This is a genomic window from Shewanella sp. SG44-6 (assembly GCF_014164185.1).
Classification (GTDB): Bacteria; Pseudomonadota; Gammaproteobacteria; order Enterobacterales; family Shewanellaceae; genus Shewanella; species Shewanella vesiculosa.
Genome location: NZ_JACJER010000009.1, coordinates 1 through 15,821, shown reverse-complemented (window position 1 = coordinate 15,821; position 15,821 = coordinate 1). Strand labels below are relative to the sequence as shown.

Sequence of the window (15,821 nt, the reverse complement as noted above, 5' to 3'; positions counted from 1 at the left end):
TCGACGTAAATTAGCCGCAATTGGACTTAATTAATGCGTTTTATCGATTAAGCCACACATCTTCGGCCCAATGCCAAAACGATTCCCAAACCTTATCGCTAAATCGGCCTTTTTTCCAAAACAACACTTGGCTTTCTTCATCAATACAATAAAAGCTATCACCGATTTGGCAAATGGCAATTTGCTCTCTGGGTAGCCCAATAGACCAAGCATAGCAGGCTACTTCAGGTAAGTAGGTATGTGAGGATGGATCTGCAGCGGTAACGGGTTCAAGCGTGCCATAAATAACATCACTAGCATAAAGTAAGTATTCTTTTAGATCCTTGGGTAAACCAATTAAGATCTGTTCTTCAACCTCTACAAGTTGCTCAAACGTCGGTAGTTCTAGCGGTACCGGTACGGTTTCACTTAATTCTTGTAGTTGTTCAATAATGTCATTCATCGCATCGTCCAGCAGATCGTATTGTAATGGGCGCGAGTATAGCAGATGTGATTGTTGCGGATCTTGTTTGGCCAAAAAAAAGCGCTCATATGAGCGCTAAAAGGGTGGAAACTTGGATGATGAGAAAAGGCTTAGGGCGGTGTAAGTTGTTCATCAAACGGATAGTTATCAGTGTTTATGCAACTTGTCGTTGTGAACTATATAAACTTTGACGTTTATAACTTAGCCAGGCTTTATGGTATTGCTTGTGCGAGTCTTGACGAAGCTTGGCTATCATTGCTTGTTCTATGTCATTTAAGTGTCTAGATGTGGCTTTAGCTTGGGATTCTATTTGTTGGATTTGCTCATAAACATAATGCTCTGGGCCACTTTTGATTTGGGCAATATCATTTAAGTGAAACTGTACTTCAACTACCATTTGGCTCTCGGGCAATTTCACCAATACATTTAAGTCGCGATAGCCCGACACTTTTGGATGTGCAAAACGGTTTTTTAATTGCACTATTTCGGTATGTTGACGCAGTTGCTGGTAGCTTGATAGCAAGCTTTTAACGTCATCGGCCACCACACTTGCCCTTGCTATATCAGTGAGTTGACTGGCGTCGCCATTGAATTTCGCTTGTACTTTTTGAGCCGCACGCTGATAACTTTTAGTGGCAGGAGTAATGATGTCGGTGTTGCTTGATTGACTGATCATCTTGAGTAGACTGATAAGTTCTTGTTGCGCCACTGGTGCTCGACTCATTAAAGCGTGCAAGTTATCAGTGTCTTGTAAAACAAGCTCATTATTGTGCTCATGGAGCGCCATTAGCTGCTCAATATCGTTAGCTGATTTTTGACTAAAATCGGAAGGCGGAGCTAACTTGTTATATTTAACCTCGTTAGGCTGAGCAATAGCACCACGAGTAGACAATAAAATTAAGAATATAAAAAAGGTACGAAACAACTTATTCATTGAATAGCTTCCCACATAGTGTCTGTTAATCCAATGTACCGCTTTTTCACTGAATAGGGGCTGAATGAACAAGGTTTAATAAAAAAGGGCATCGAATGATGCCCTTTTGAGAGGAATTGTGACCTTAGTCAATATTCACAGCGACTTAAATTACCAAATTTTTACGCGACTTTCTGGCGCGATATACATCTTGTCGCCTTGTTTCACGTCATAAGTGCTGTAGAACTCAGGCATGTTAGATAAGGCACCTAATGCACGGAAATGGCCAGGTGAATGCGGATCAGTTGCAACGCGGTTACGCATTGCTTCTTCTTTCATTTTTACCCGCCAAATTTGGGTGAAGCCCATGAAGAAACGTTGATCGCCTGTTAAGCCATCAATAACTGGTGCTTCTTTACCGTCAAGTGACATTTTGTAAGCTTTATAGGCGATAGTCACACCTGATAAGTCACCAATGTTCTCGCCTAACGTTAGGCTGCCATTGACGTGTAGGTCGTCAAACACTTGATAACCATTGTACTGAGCGATTAATGCATTGCCTTTTGACTCAAATGCTTTTAAGTCTGCTTCGGTCCACCAGTCACGCATGTTGCCTTCGCCATCAAATTTAGCACCTTGGTCATCAAAACCATGGCCCATTTCGTGGCCAATCACCGCACCAATGCCGCCGTAGTTAACCGCATCATCAGCTTCTAAGTTGAAGAATGGCGGTTGTAAAATCGCAGCAGGGAACACGATTTCGTTCATGGTTGGGTTGTAGTAGGCGTTAACCGTTTGTGGGGTCATGTGCCATTCGTCTTTATCAATCGGCTGACCTAATTTAGCGATATCTTTGTTGTGTTGAACTATCGCAGCACGTTTAGCGTTACCGACTAAATCATCTGCTTTGATGGTTAATTTGCTGTAATCATCCCACTTGTTTGGGTAGCCAATTTTAGGATTAAACTTAGCTAATTTGTCTTTTGCTGCAACCTTAGTATCAGCGCTCATCCAATCTAATGAATCAATGCTTGAACTGTAAGCGCCACGAAGATTTTCAACTAGTTGCTCCATGCGGCTTTTAGCTTCTGGTGCAAAGTGACGTTTTACATACACTTTACCAACCACTTCGCCCAGTGTGTCACTCACAGTGCTGACGCCACGCTTCCAACGAGGTTCTTGTTCTTCTTGACCGTTTAAGGTTTTAGAGAAAAAGGCAAAGTTCTCGTTATCTAATGCTTGAGATAAATTGCTGGCATTATGAGTTAATGCCATCCAAGTCATGTAGTTTTTCCAAGTATCAAGGTCGTTATTTTTAATTACCTCGTTTAAGCCTTGGATATAACTTGGTTGGTTGATAATGATATCAGTTTGCTTGTCGCCGCCAAGCGCAGCTAAATAACCATCCCAGTTAATTTCTGAGGCCAATTCTGGCAGATTCTTAACTTGGTATAGATTGTATGTTTTAGTGCTGTCGCGCGTTTCAACAACGTCCCAATGCTTTTCTGCAATTTGAGTTTCCAGTGCAAGAATGGCTTCAGCGTTGGCTTTTGCATTTGGTAAGCCAGCAAGGTTGTACATTTTTTCAATGTGCTCAACGAAGGCTTTTCGGATATTGACGAAGCGTTCTTCTTGATTAAAGTAGTAATCTTTTTCTGGCAGGCTTAAACCATATTGCCAAATATGTGTGGCATAACGGCTTGAGTCTTTAGCATCAATTTCAATATAGAATGCTAAAGGTGTACCACCACCGTTTGCTTGGTTTTCACCAAAAAATGCGGTTAATTCTTTTTTATCTTTCAGGGCTGCAATTTTATCTAAATCAGCTTGAATTGGCGCAATACCTAATTTATCAAGCGTTTCAACATCCATGAATGAGCGATATAAATCAGCCACTTTCTGTTCATCTGTGCCATCGGCTAGATTTGGGGTCGCGCTTAAATCTTCAATGATGGCTTTAACATCATCACGTGCGTTCTCACGTAAGTCGTAAAAAGCACCAATACTAGTACGGTCGCCAGGGATTTCTGCTTTGTTCATCCATGCGCCGTTAACATACATGTAGAAATCGTCTTGGGGGCGCACTGACTTGTCGATGTTATCAAACGTGATACCAGACGTAAGTGCTTTTTCTACTGCAGCAGCAGTCGCCGTTTTTGCTACATCTGCAGCAGGCGTAACGACTGTTTTGTCATTACTACAAGCACTTAAGCCCGCAATTAACGAGGCGCATAGACCGCCAATAACCAATTTTCTCATGTTGTTTCCTTTGCTTTATTTGTAGAGCCCTTCATTGGGGCATTGCAATCAGTGTCACTTAATCCAGCAATAACCCCTTTATCCAAAGGGAAAAGCTATTACTTTTATTATAAATTGTATGTTACGGCCTTATCCGCCTATAAAACAAGCCGCATAGGTGCATTTTTAAGGGGTTTTTTGTGACTATATGTAACTAAAAATGACTGTTGTAGTGAAAAATATCGGTGATTGATTTCTATTTATGTGTGTAAGCAGCATAATAGTGCCAATATTTTTTGATTGAGTAATCATTGTGCGTTTAGACAAATTTATCTGTGAAAGTACCGAACTGACCCGGTCATTAGCCAAGAGAGCCTTGCATCGTGGTGATGTTACCTGTGATGGTGTCGTGGTCAAAAACTCAGGTTTTAAAGTACTACCACAAATGGCAGTACATTTAGATGGCACGTTAATTAGCATCATTGGTGAACGTTACATCATGTTAAACAAACCGGTAGACACCATTTGTTCAACCATTGATGAGGAATATCCATCGGTATTAAGTTTAATTGATATTGAAAAAATGGACACCTTACATATTGCCGGTAGATTAGATGTCGACACCACTGGATTAGTGTTAATCACCAGCGATGGACAATGGTCGCACAAAATCACTTCACCGAAGAAAGATTGTGGTAAACGCTACTTAGTTGAATTGGCCGAACCTATTGATGCCAGTTTGATCCAAGTCTTTGCTGATGGGGTTGAACTGCGTAATGAAGATGGACTGACTAAGCCTGCTTTGCTCGATATTATTGACCCAACTCATGTGCGATTGACGATCAGCGAAGGTAAGTACCATCAAGTGAAACGCATGTTTGCTGCCGTCGGTAATAGAGTGGTTAATTTACACCGCGAAGCGGTAGGCGGTATCGAGTTAAATACTGACTTAGCCGCAGGTGAATGGCGCTTTTTAACCGCAGCAGAAGTCAAGTCTGTGTAGTTATCATTTGAATATAAAAAAATGCCCGGTTGTCACCATATAATGATTACCGGGGCTTTTTTATCTGCTCATTGCAAAGCACTTTCTACTCAAATACAAAATCAATTGCGAGAAAATCGTCTTTTATAAGCATAGCTTACCTCGAGCTAATGTTATTTACACTTATTGAGTTAGACTGATTTTGCCACTAATGGTATTGATATTCACTTGGCCTGCACCTGCTAGAGTTTTGAATTGCAAGGTTTTGCTCGGTGAGTACTTTTGTTTTAGCGGTTTGTCATCGGTTAATTGATTATTAATTTTGCCGCCAGGGCCGCCATCAATCATAAAACTGCTGTTAGGCATAGCCGAAAAGGTTAGTGCCATATCTCCACTTATGGTTTCGAGTTGGGCTTTGTTTAACTCTCCCCCGAGAGTCAATTTTGCATCACCACTGATCGTAACAACATTCAACTCAGTGACTTGATTAACTGTGACGCTGATGTCACCAGAGACTTGATCGACAGTTAACTGTGTAAAGGCGCTTTGACTTTTTAGTTCGCCACTGACTAAGCGCAGTTCAGCTTCGCCCTGACTATTGTTGTCTGTGATATCGCCTGAAACGGTTTCGAGGTTAATTTTTCCGGCTAACTCAGAGGTATTAATATTGCCTGACACTGTGGTGAGTTTAGTATTACCGCTAAGTTGTTTAGCGGTAATACTTCCGCTAACAACGGCTAATGATATCTGGCCATCAAGTTGTGCTAATTGATAACTTGCAGACACTCCCTCTGCATCTAAGCCAAGCTGTTTCGGAAGGTAAATGGTCAGTTGTGATCCTTGTTGATTACTGCCCTGATAGCTGCGAGGTAATTTATCTTCGACAATCACGCTATTGCCGTTAACCTCAAATAATAAGCCTTGGCTTAATTCATCAAGTTCACCTTTGATCTGAATGCTATTTTTGTCCCAACTGACCAGTTCAACATTACCTCGTTGTATTTTAACGCTGACCGAAGGGTTATCAGTGACAGTTAATTGTTGGTCAACGGTTTCTTTGGCCATTGACATAAAACTGATACCGATTAACGGCACGATTAACACGTATTTAGCCATGTTCATATTGTATTTCCTTGTGATGCTTGCTTGGATATAAATGGCAGTTTTTGACCTTGCTGTAATAGGTTGATTTGGCGTTGCATGATCCAGCGCCATAGTTGCCACATTTGTTGATTAGTCGGTTGTTGCTTCAATGCTGTTTGTACTTGTTTTGAGGCGATATCCAGCTCGGCTAGTGCTTGGTTAATATCAGCTTGCAGTTGTTGTGGTGCATCAGTTGATGATAGTTGCCAACTCACTGTGTATTGATTTTGATTAAAAGCTTGTAATTGGCTTTGATGAGTTAAGGCTATTTGATCAACCAGCTCAGCTAATGTTGCTTCTGTTTGGGTTGAGGGTGTTGCTAGGCTGACCTCGGTATTCGCAGTGGATTGTGGCATGGTTGCCGTTAGTGCAGCCGTTTGTGGCAATAATGAACTCTCATCCGGGCGTTGCCACATCAGCAAGGCCAATAAAGAAAAAATCGTAACACTCGCGGCAATAAGCCAGTAGCGCTGCAGATTTTTTTGTGGATATTGATGACCTAACTGCGATGCTATCGCTGGCCACAAATCGCTTGTCGACTCTATTTCTAAAGGTAATGACTTGACTAGGTTATCGAGGTCTTGCGCTGACTTATTCATGCAAGCATCTCCTGTAATAATTGTTTGGCATTATGGAACTGGGCTTTGCTGGTTCCTTCGGCAATATTGAGCAGGGCGGCGATTTCTTTATGTTGGTAGCCTTCAACAGCACACAATACAAACACGATTCGAGTACGTTGCGGTAACTTGGCGATGCATTTATCTAATAGATGATAATCATCAAACGTCACCGAGGGGATATTGGATGGGTCAAGTTGTTCTGTCGGTAAATAACGTCGCCACCATGATTGTTGTGCCTTTAGCTCGTTAATGGCTTGGTGGACACATAAGCGATGTAACCAGGTAGTAAATTGGCTATCGCCTCTAAATTGATCCAATTTATGCCATAAACGAATAAAACAAATTTGAGTAATATCATCAGCTAAGCTTGTTTGGCCACTGAGACGAAAACAGATGGCGTAAACACGTTGATGGTGTCGCCGATATAGTTGTTCGAATGCCTGTTGACAACCCAAAGTCGCAATGGCAACTAATTGATTATCGTCAAGTGCCTCTAGATGGTTCAAGGGCTCTGAAATTGGCTGATTAATATTGTGCATCCTTAATGTTGCAATGTTTTCATTATCATTGTGTGGTTATTTGACAGACGCAAGTAGGTAAAAGGTTTAGAGAGGAAAAAAATAAATCATCTGAGCATCATATTAAGGCGGTTTTGTTGAAGGGGAAGTCTCGGATGTTTAATCCGTTGGTCATCATTAAAACGTTCATTACTTTAACGGCTTATGTGTTTGTATTGAGGTTTAGTCACGCATAGCGTTGATTGTTAATTGAGTCAGGACGTAATGCATATTAGATAACACTACAGTTGATGTTCCTGGTGCCGATAAGTAGACGCCAGCAAATAATATCTAACTTTATTAGCATCTGATCTTTTATCCACTATATTTATTAAGCACTTTAATAACAATAATTATCCTCTAGGTGGTCAATATATGTTTATCCGTTCAAAACTTATTATCAGTGCAATGGTGTCGTTGACTGCAATAGTGTCCATGTTTGGCTTACAGCGTTACACCGCTTCTGTTCAAACCGATTTATCGATGGCGTCGAAAAATATTATTGAGGTACAAAAGCAAATCCTAGAACTTCGTAAAGACGAAAAAGATTTCTTTGCTCGCTTAGACATGAAATATGTGGCCAACCACAAAAAAATCATCACAAATGTATTCGCATTAATTAAACAAGTTGATGACTCATTACAATCACGAAGTATAGACACTCAACATTTAGATAATTTAGAGCAAAGCTTAACCCAATACCAAAATGTATTTAGTAACATTGTTGAGTTACAAACAGAAATAGGCCTAACCCCAACGTCGGGACTGTATGGACAGTTACGAGAAGCCGTTCATAACGTAGAGCAAGAACTTGCTTTAAATAGCCAAGATTCGATTACGGTTATCATGCTGCAGTTACGTCGAAATGAAAAAGATTTTATGCTGCGTCGTGATATGAAGTATGTTAAAACCTTTGATGAAAATATTGATAAATTTGTGCAGACACTTTCAAGTTCTAGTTTGAGCAGTGAACTCGTTCAACAGCTTGAACAGAAAATTAAACAGTACCAAGGTGACTTTAACCTTCTTGTGGCCAAAGAGCAGCAATTTGGCTTAAAGGAAACCGAAGGGAAAATGGAGGATCTGCGTCAAATTATTCAAACAACAGAAGATAATACTCGTCAACTTAATCAGCAAGCCAATGCATATATTGCCGATGCCGAATATCAAAGTATGGTGTTATCTATTATTATCTTTTTAATTATCACCGTAGTACTCGTCGTTGTTACCTTAATGATTATCCGCAGTATTATGGTGCCAGTAGATAATATTACTGCTGTAATTTCGACCATTGAAAAAAATAAAGATTTATCTCTGCGCTGTGATGAATCTGGTCAAGATGAGTTAGCACGGGTGTCGCATCATTTTAACCGTATGTTGCTTTCTTTTCAGGAACTGATTGAGCAAGTTAATGAGTCTGTTGATGCGATGAACGTGTCATGCCATGAATTATCTGACAATGCTTCTTTGGCATCGGAGGGGGTGTTACGCCAACTAAATGAGACAGATATGGTTGCGACGGCGATTACTGAAATGGGCGCGACCATTGACGAAATTGCTAAAAATACTGAATTGGCGGCCACTAAAGCCAGTCAAACTCATGATAATGCTCAATCGGGCCAACAGGGCGTGGAGCTCACCGTACAAAAAATTACCCTGTTAGCGAAACAACTGGTGGATTCTGCCGCGGTGGTTACCGAACTTGAAAAAGACAGTGTAACAATTGGCAGTGTGCTTGATGTGATCCGTGGGATTGCCGATCAAACTAACTTATTGGCATTAAACGCGGCAATCGAAGCGGCAAGAGCGGGTGAACAAGGCCGAGGTTTTGCTGTTGTCGCAGATGAGGTTCGCTCTTTAGCTATGCGGACACAATCTTCAACTGAAGAAATCAGCAGTATTATTTCAATTTTGCAATCTCGTACCCACTCCATTGTTAGCCTTATGCAAGAGAGTCAACAGCAAGGGCGTGAGAGTGCCGAACAGGCTGAAATTGCTGGCCAAGTGTTACGTCAAATTACCGATGACGTAACTAATATCATGGACATGAGTACTCAAATTGCTGCCGCGATTGAGGAACAAAGTATGGTCGCTGCTGAAGTCGGTAAAAACGTGGTGATTATTCGCGATATTGCAGATGAATCTTCACATGCTGCAGAAGAAAATGCCGCGGCATCGGAAGATGTAAGAATCCGCGCTAAAGCCTTAAAAGAAGCGGTAAGCCAATTTAGCGTATAGTGTCGCTATGGTCATTAACAGATAAGATGATCGATAAATAAAAATGGCCTAGCATTTCTGCTAGGCCATTTTTTTATGCTCTTGCTAAACATTCAAGTTAATCAAGCGAATGGTTTAGTTGTTACAGTGTGATGGTATTAACACCATCTAGGGTGCCAACCAGCAATACATCGGCGCCGCGATTAGCAAATAATCCATTGGTGACGACACCAACGATGGCATTGATTTTAGTTTCCATCACTTTAGGATCGAGAATTTGCATGTTGTACACATCTAAAATCACGTTGCCGTTATCGGTTACAACACCTTGACGGTAGACCGGATCGCCGCCTAATTTAACTAATTCACGCGCCACATAAGATCGCGCCATAGGGATCACTTCTACTGGCAACGGAAAATCGCCGAGTATAGGCACTTGCTTGGTATTATCCACAATACAAATAAACTTTTTTGCTACAGCAGCGACAATTTTTTCGCGAGTTAAGGCTGCACCGCCACCTTTAATCATGTCCATGCGGTCATTAATTTCATCTGCGCCATCAACATAGACATCAATCAAATCAACACTGTTTAAATCAAATACTTCAATGCCCAGTTCGATGAGTTTTTTTGTCGACGCTTCTGAACTCGATACCGCCCCTTCAATATCATCTTTCATCGTTGCCAGTGCATCAATAAAGTGGTTGACGGTAGATCCGGTACCCACACCAACGATAGTGCCTTGTTTGACATACTGTAGTGCTGCCCAACCTGCTGCTTTTTTCATTTCATCTTGTGTCATAGCAATATTCTCCATTGTAACAATCAAAAAGTGGGATTTAACAATTGAGGCGATTATAACGCAAATTACTCAAGCACCGTTTGTTGCGCATCATAAAAATCAGCATTTTTAAATGCTGAAAGCACTCGTATGTTAATGTCACTCATAAACTTTTTCTCTAACCTTACGTCCATCACATACGCTTTGACTGTGATGGTTTGTAGAAAGTGGCCAAACTCGTGCTCGTTACCTAAGATGACAATAATAGGTTTATTTAAAAAGGTATAAGGTGAGCATTGAGTCGCTTCTCTGGCAAGGGCAATGGCTTTTTGGTGATCAGCATTCATTGGAATTGTAAATTTCACCACCACCATTTCATCTAAGTCGCCGCTATTTGAATTGGGTATCGCTGTTCTCAATGCTTCGGCATTGGGGATCATGACAGTGTCATCATTAAAGGTGCGTATCCAAGTCACGCTCCATTCCAGTTTAATGACTTCACCATAATGGCCCGATAAGGTCACCATATCGCCAACCCTATAAGGTGGATTGATCATCATAATCAATCCGGCAATCATATTTTTAGCCGGTTCTTGCGTGGCTAAACCGATCACGATACTAATCGAACCCACTACTGCGAGGATTAAATTTTCGTGCGGTTCGATAATGCCAACAATCGAATAAACGATAACGCATAGCCACACAAATAAACGCATAAAAGGATATGAGCGATTCCATATTAAGCGGTATTTAGGCAAGGCTTTATTGAGTTGCTTTAAGCAAAATTGCAGTAACACCAGTAGCAGCCATGCCATGATGCAAAGCACTAAAATACTAATGATTCGATCAAAGGAAATAATGTCTAAAAATGCTTTTAATGCTTTACGTGAATCGTCCATTTTCACCTCTTTAATTAAACAGCTTATTGTTGTTGACCAAGTGGGTGGCGATAATTTTGCTTAATGTTGGAGTGATAAAATAGAAATGCTGAGCAAAATCCTGTTGCGAATATTGGGCAATAATCAGCCCTTGGCGAGTTAGGTACTCTAATTGCAAGCTGCTTTGTTCAATACTAAGAGTAAAAATATGCGCATGGGTATTGACTCGTAATCCGCCATGAATATAAATTTCCGCCAATGAAAATAGGTCACTATCATGGCATTGCTGTAATGCTGATGCGTTAATACAACAAATCTCAATACCGCTATTTGAGCTTTTATCTGAGCTAATATCAACCTGATGAGCGAGTGAATACTGCAATAATAGTGTGGCTAATTGAGGGTGTCCTTGGCTGACAGTGAATAGCTGTTTGAGTTGTTCTTTGTAAGGGTTGGTAATATCAACTTGATCTTTTTTGCTGTCTTTATAGGCCTCTTTTGTCGGCATAACATCCTTGCTGATTAAGCCTAAATCAAGCAGGTGTTTTGTTTGAATCGCGGCTAATTCAGTTTCACTGAAATAATCAAGCTCAATAATATGCTTAACAACATGATGAATTTGGTACTGTGCGCTTAATCGTTGCCATGCAAATTTTTCACAGCTTATGATCCAACAGTGATGTTTACGAGTTTGCATTATGATAGTGGCAAAGGTGACTAAAGCTTGATTGTTGCCTATCATTCGTAACATCAGTTTGTGCATAGCATCAATCAGAATCAGCTGAGGTGGCTGCTTGTTTATAGTAGCTATGGTCTCGGTGATGGTGTCCGGTGGCACAATGCCAAAACAATAACATATATCAGCAATGGCATCATTTTCATTCATTGGCGCTTGGTAAAAACTCATTAGTAGCCATTGAGATGGAAGTGGTTTTGCCTTAGTCTTCGGGACATCTTTTGCGTCTTGAGCAGCAATAGTTTGCAGTAAAGGCAGCAGCTGAGCTAAAAAAGAAGAACCTCCGGCACCACCAGGAGAGACAATGGCACTGATTTCACCATGGTGATTACGCCATTGATCAATTACATCAGATATTTGGCTAAGCTGTTTTTCCCGACCGACAAAATCGTCACAGGTATGATGCTGTTGGTCTAACATCACTTGAGTGATTGGGCCTCTATGAGCTTGAAGCGGACATCGGTTCGCTATCGTCTTCAGCGATATTCGTCCTTTCTCAGCATCATCATTCTCTGTTTTAACAGTGTCTTTAGAGGTGAATAAGCTATTAAGCCATGGGTTTAAGCGGCTAAAAAAATGCAAGTTAATGTCCATTTATACTCTCTTTTTGAACGACTTTTTAATCTTAGCATGAAGCCAACAAAAGCGGTATTTGTGCTGAAGTTGTTCTTGTTATACACCTCAAGACTGCATATCTCTTTGGCTATTTTGGGGGGGCGAGGGCTGCATTTCGTTATCGATTTACCGTGCCAGATTTAGCTCGCCAGATGTCATATATGGCTTAATGGATATCTTTGGGACTTGAACTACAACAAATCCACTAAAATCTTACTAAAAGTGATTATTTATCTATTGTAGGCCTAATTCTTTATCGTATACTCAATGAACATCGTTACGTTTATTTTTCAAGTGAGAGTTATGAAACTCCGTCATTTTTTTGCCTGCATTTTATTGTGTTCAAATACCGTAATTAGCCAGTCGGTAGTTGCTGAACCTGTGTCTCAAAAACAATTATTACAAGAACTAGCATCTAACAGCGCCATGTTAGTCGACTTAAAAACCAATGAAGTGCTGTACTCCAGTAATCCGCACCAAGCATTACCTATAGCGTCGGTTACTAAACTGATGACAGCCATGGTGACCCTAGATGCAAATTTACCTTTAGATGAAAAAATTTCAGTGAAAATTAGCGACTCACCTGTGATGCGTAATGTGTACTCTCGGGTGCGTTTAGGCAGTGAAGTGAGCCGTGAAACTATGTTGTTAATGACACTAATGTCATCTGAAAATCGAGCTGCAACCTCGCTTGCCCATCATTATCCTGGTGGGTATAAGGCGTTTATTCGTGCTATGAACGATAAAGCAACGGCATTAGGGATGACGCAAACCCATTACGTTGAACCTACCGGGTTATCGGCAGAGAACGTATCGAGTGCTAACGATCTTATTTTACTACTCAAAGCCAGCCAGCAATATCCGTTATTAGGTAAGCTAAGTTCAACCAATAAAAAGCATATTATTTTTCAACATCCGCGTTATGCTCTGGATTTTCAAAATACTAATAAATTAGTTTTTAAAGATAACTGGAATATTGCCCTAACCAAAACCGGTTACACTAATAAAGCGGGCCATTGCTTGGTCATGTTAACCGAAATGGATAAGCGTAAAGTGGCATTTGTTGTATTAGATTCGTTTGGTAAATACACCCATATGGCCGATGCTAATCGCCTTAAAAAATGGCTAGAAACAGGCCGGACAACGCCGATCCCGGCTTCGGCTAAAGCCTATAAAAAGCAACGTCAAATGGCCTTAACTGCTTCAGACAGCTAATTAGGCCCATTTTTATGCCTTACCTTTTCATCGGTAGAGGTTATTAAATTTGCTTTGCGCAAGCTTAAACCTGTAAATATTATTTACAGGTTTTTTTATTTATAAAAATAATAATCATATTAATCAATAAAAAGTACCTTAAAGTACCTATTAAACCATTTTGTACTCGCTGTTCATTACGCTGATTTCGCTCTAAGATACTGACAGTCGTAGTTGTGAGGTATCAAGATGTTAAATATGGATTTTAGTCAGCGAGTGGTGATTAACACTGCCGATCTTGAATGGCAAAATAGTCCCGCAGTGGGCGTATTGCGTAAGCGCTTAGCGCGTGAAGAGGCTGAACGTGGCCATGCAACCAGCATAGTGAAATATCAAGCCGGTGCTAAATTCAACTCACATCCTCATCCGTTAGGGGAAGAAATTTTAGTACTCGACGGAGTATTTTCTGATGAAACCGGAGATTATCCAGCAGGCTCGTATTTGCGTAACCCTGAAGGTTTTGTCCACGCGCCATTTAGCCAGCAAGGTTGTACGCTATTGGTTAAGCTACATCAGTTTCAAACCACTGATTCACAGCAAGTGGCTATCAATACCAAGCAAGCTGAGTGGCTGCCTGGCCATGGCAAATTACGAGTGATGCCGTTACACCAACATGGCACTGAATCGACAGCATTGGTCATGTGGCCCGCGGGGACACATTTTCAACCGCACCGTCATTTTGGTGGCGAAGAAATCTACGTGATTAGCGGAGAGTTTATCGATGAACTTGGGCGTTATCCTGCTGGGACGTGGATCCGCAGTCCGCATCTTAGTCAGCATAATCCGTATGTGGAACAAGATACGGTGATTTTGGTTAAAGTAGGCCACTTGTAATAATCGCTATAAACCCATAAAACGATGGCATTTAGTCGTTACATTCATTATAAAGACTTTACTGATTATTTTAGTAAAGAGTGAATTATGCATGTACCTGATAAGTGGGATATGGGTTCTAGAGAGTTAATACATCAGTTCATTAACCAATATGGTTTTGCGACTCTTGTGTCTACTGATTTAGAGGGCTCACACTTACCTTTACTACTCACGGCCTCTGAGGGCGAAAATGGTACCTTGTATGGCCATTTTGCTCGTAGTAACTCCCATTGGAAACACATAGTAAACACCAAAGTTCTGTGCATTTTCAATGGTCCGCACGGTTATATCTCACCCACTTGGTATGACTCATATCCAGCTGTTCCGACTTGGAATTACAGCGTAGTACATGCAAAAGGCATTATTGAATTAACTGATGATACCACCACCGCACACGTACTAGAATCGACCATCCAACAATATGAACCTTCATTGCTAGAAAGTGGTGGTTTTATTGCAGATGATTACCAACAAAAATTAGCCAAGGGCATTGTTGGTTTTAAGATCGTCATCGATGAGTTACAAGGCAAACAAAAATTAGGCCAGCACCGTAACCAAAGCGATCAACAAGGTGTGGTTAAAGGATTATCACTGTCAAATAGAGCTGATGAAAAACAGCTATTAACTTATATGATGAACAATAACATAGGATTAGGTAATAAATAGGTGGTTCAATGGTGAAAATGTCGTTAGGATTAGCCTAAACAATCCTACCAATTCAGTCTGTTACATTCAATTACAGCATCACTCTTTAAGGACAAAAAGTGCATAGCGATGTTTCTTTAGCGCGGTTTAAGCAATTTCCAAGGTTAATGTGGATATTGCTATTTGGCTCGTTTATTACCCGTGGCAGCTATTTCATGGTGTGGCCATTTCTGGCTGTTATCTTGTATGAAAAATTTGCCTTAACTGCCACTGAAGTCGGTTTAGTGTTGTCGAGCGCGGCGATTATTTCGGTATTCACTAGCTTTATTGGCAGTGCATTGTCTGACCGAATTGGTCGCCAAATGCTCATGTACCTCACGGGTGTGCTCTATATCATCTCGTTTTCATTACTGGCACAAGTTGATTCAGTTAAAGGCTATGTGGTGGTGATGACATTGTGCTCTATTGCTACCTCGTTATGGCGACCTCTTACCTCTGCCACCATTGGTGATATTATTGATGATCCCCAAACCCGTGAATTGGCAATGCAATCACTGTATTTTGTCGTCAATGTGGGTTGTGCTGTCGGGCCTATGTTAGGTATTTGGTTAGGCTTAACCGGTAAACAATCGAGCTTTTATATTACTGCAGCGGCTTTTGCTGCTTTATTAGGGTTACTCTTTTGGGGATTTAGACATCAAACACGGCAAACTAGCCCATCAATAACCGAACAGGTGCCTGATGGGCTTATTCCCACCATGGGCGATGCAACATCAGCGGTTAAGCGAAAGCCTGCGGTGATGAGCCGCAAGCAAATAGTGGCGATTTTACTGCAAGACAAATTGCTTCAATGTCTTATTGTGGCGAATATTTTGTGTATGTCCATTTGAGCATAAATGAACATAC

General features: G+C 41.0%; 14 protein-coding genes and 1 pseudogene. 6 read left to right on the top strand and 9 right to left on the bottom strand.

The window, feature by feature from the left end; all coding sequences use genetic code 11:
- Positions 1-40 precede the first annotated feature (40 nt).
- From H5185_RS02935 to H5185_RS02925, 3 genes are all read right to left on the bottom strand, one after another.
- Positions 41-442, bottom strand: a complete 402-nt coding sequence (locus H5185_RS02935) for an SMI1/KNR4 family protein (RefSeq protein WP_182741346.1) — start codon at positions 440-442, stop codon at positions 41-43.
- Positions 443-617: 175 nt separating this feature from the next.
- Positions 618-1,397 (bottom strand): RelA/SpoT domain-containing protein, encoded by a 780-nt coding sequence (locus H5185_RS02930; protein WP_182697485.1) that lies wholly within the window; start codon positions 1,395-1,397, stop codon positions 618-620.
- 150 nt (positions 1,398-1,547) lie between these two features.
- Positions 1,548-3,635 (bottom strand): M13 family metallopeptidase, encoded by a 2,088-nt coding sequence (locus tag H5185_RS02925; RefSeq protein ID WP_182741324.1) that lies wholly within the window; start codon positions 3,633-3,635, stop codon positions 1,548-1,550.
- 292 nt (positions 3,636-3,927) lie between these two features.
- Between H5185_RS02925 and rsuA the strand changes: the two genes are divergently transcribed.
- On the top strand, positions 3,928-4,617 hold the full coding sequence (gene rsuA, locus H5185_RS02920; protein WP_124015577.1) for a 16S rRNA pseudouridine(516) synthase RsuA: 690 nt from the start codon (positions 3,928-3,930) through the stop codon (positions 4,615-4,617).
- Positions 4,618-4,779: 162 nt separating this feature from the next.
- On the opposite strand, the gene H5185_RS02915 is transcribed toward rsuA, so the two are convergent.
- The 3 genes from H5185_RS02915 to H5185_RS02905 are packed head-to-tail and all read right to left on the bottom strand — an operon-like array spanning position 4,780 to position 6,898.
- Entirely contained in the window at positions 4,780-5,718 is a 939-nt protein-coding gene (locus H5185_RS02915; protein WP_182741323.1) for a DUF4097 family beta strand repeat-containing protein, read from the bottom strand.
- Positions 5,715-6,338, bottom strand: coding sequence for a hypothetical protein (locus tag H5185_RS02910; protein ID WP_182741322.1), 624 nt, complete (start codon positions 6,336-6,338; stop codon positions 5,715-5,717). The genes H5185_RS02915 and H5185_RS02910 overlap by 4 nt, the downstream gene beginning before the upstream one ends.
- Positions 6,335-6,898 (bottom strand): RNA polymerase sigma factor, encoded by a 564-nt coding sequence (locus tag H5185_RS02905; protein WP_124015580.1) that lies wholly within the window; start codon positions 6,896-6,898, stop codon positions 6,335-6,337. The genes H5185_RS02910 and H5185_RS02905 overlap by 4 nt, the downstream gene beginning before the upstream one ends.
- 393 nt (positions 6,899-7,291) lie before the next feature.
- On the opposite strand from H5185_RS02905, the gene H5185_RS02900 reads away from it, so the two are divergent.
- Positions 7,292-9,154 carry a methyl-accepting chemotaxis protein gene (locus H5185_RS02900; RefSeq protein ID WP_182741321.1) on the top strand — a complete coding sequence of 621 codons (1,863 nt, stop codon included), beginning with the start codon at positions 7,292-7,294 and terminating at the stop codon, positions 9,152-9,154.
- 121 nt (positions 9,155-9,275) lie between these two features.
- On the opposite strand, the gene rpiA is transcribed toward H5185_RS02900, so the two are convergent.
- The 3 genes from rpiA to H5185_RS02885 all read right to left on the bottom strand — a co-directional run bounded on the left by rpiA (position 9,276) and on the right by H5185_RS02885 (position 12,122).
- Positions 9,276-9,935, bottom strand: a complete 660-nt coding sequence (gene rpiA, locus H5185_RS02895; protein ID WP_182741320.1) for a ribose-5-phosphate isomerase RpiA — start codon at positions 9,933-9,935, stop codon at positions 9,276-9,278.
- A 65-nt stretch (positions 9,936-10,000) separates the two neighbouring features.
- Positions 10,001-10,813, bottom strand: coding sequence for a mechanosensitive ion channel family protein (locus H5185_RS02890; protein WP_124015583.1), 813 nt, complete (start codon positions 10,811-10,813; stop codon positions 10,001-10,003).
- Positions 10,814-10,823: 10 nt separating this feature from the next.
- Complete coding sequence (locus H5185_RS02885) at positions 10,824-12,122, bottom strand: ATP-binding protein (RefSeq protein WP_182741319.1); 1,299 nt, start codon at positions 12,120-12,122, stop codon at positions 10,824-10,826.
- 324 nt (positions 12,123-12,446) lie between these two features.
- Here H5185_RS02885 and pbpG point away from each other — a divergent pair, with 324 nt between their 5' ends.
- From pbpG to H5185_RS02865, 4 genes and pseudogenes are all read left to right on the top strand, one after another.
- Positions 12,447-13,358, top strand: a complete 912-nt coding sequence (gene pbpG / locus H5185_RS02880) for a D-alanyl-D-alanine endopeptidase (RefSeq protein ID WP_124015585.1) — start codon at positions 12,447-12,449, stop codon at positions 13,356-13,358.
- 228 nt (positions 13,359-13,586) lie between these two features.
- Positions 13,587-14,231: a cupin domain-containing protein gene (locus H5185_RS02875; RefSeq protein WP_124015586.1), complete on the top strand. Its 645-nt coding sequence runs from the start codon at positions 13,587-13,589 to the stop codon at positions 14,229-14,231.
- 87 nt (positions 14,232-14,318) lie between these two features.
- Positions 14,319-14,936 carry an FMN-binding negative transcriptional regulator gene (locus H5185_RS02870; RefSeq protein ID WP_182697477.1) on the top strand — a complete coding sequence of 206 codons (618 nt, stop codon included), beginning with the start codon at positions 14,319-14,321 and terminating at the stop codon, positions 14,934-14,936.
- 98 nt (positions 14,937-15,034) lie between these two features.
- Positions 15,035-15,802 (top strand): annotated as a pseudogene (locus H5185_RS02865) (MFS transporter); the annotation flags it as partial.
- Positions 15,803-15,821 lie beyond the last annotated feature (19 nt).

Excerpts from the sequence above, each read along its gene's own strand:
- H5185_RS02935 (WP_182741346.1), bottom strand. The coding sequence starts at position 442 with ATGAATGACATTATTGAACAACTACAAGAATTAAGTGAAACCGTACCG.
- H5185_RS02930 (WP_182697485.1), bottom strand. The coding sequence starts at position 1,397 with ATGAATAAGTTGTTTCGTACCTTTTTTATATTCTTAATTTTATTGTCT.
- H5185_RS02925 (WP_182741324.1), bottom strand. The coding sequence starts at position 3,635 with ATGAGAAAATTGGTTATTGGCGGTCTATGCGCCTCGTTAATTGCGGGC.
- H5185_RS02915 (WP_182741323.1), bottom strand. The coding sequence starts at position 5,718 with ATGAACATGGCTAAATACGTGTTAATCGTGCCGTTAATCGGTATCAGT.
- H5185_RS02910 (WP_182741322.1), bottom strand. The coding sequence starts at position 6,338 with ATGAATAAGTCAGCGCAAGACCTCGATAACCTAGTCAAGTCATTACCT.
- H5185_RS02905 (WP_124015580.1), bottom strand. The coding sequence starts at position 6,898 with ATGCACAATATTAATCAGCCAATTTCAGAGCCCTTGAACCATCTAGAG.
- H5185_RS02900 (WP_182741321.1), top strand. The coding sequence starts at position 7,292 with ATGTTTATCCGTTCAAAACTTATTATCAGTGCAATGGTGTCGTTGACT.
- rpiA (WP_182741320.1), bottom strand. The coding sequence starts at position 9,935 with ATGACACAAGATGAAATGAAAAAAGCAGCAGGTTGGGCAGCACTACAG.
- H5185_RS02890 (WP_124015583.1), bottom strand. The coding sequence starts at position 10,813 with ATGGACGATTCACGTAAAGCATTAAAAGCATTTTTAGACATTATTTCC.
- H5185_RS02885 (WP_182741319.1), bottom strand. The coding sequence starts at position 12,122 with ATGGACATTAACTTGCATTTTTTTAGCCGCTTAAACCCATGGCTTAAT.
- pbpG (WP_124015585.1), top strand. The coding sequence starts at position 12,447 with ATGAAACTCCGTCATTTTTTTGCCTGCATTTTATTGTGTTCAAATACC.
- H5185_RS02875 (WP_124015586.1), top strand. The coding sequence starts at position 13,587 with ATGTTAAATATGGATTTTAGTCAGCGAGTGGTGATTAACACTGCCGAT.
- H5185_RS02870 (WP_182697477.1), top strand. The coding sequence starts at position 14,319 with ATGCATGTACCTGATAAGTGGGATATGGGTTCTAGAGAGTTAATACAT.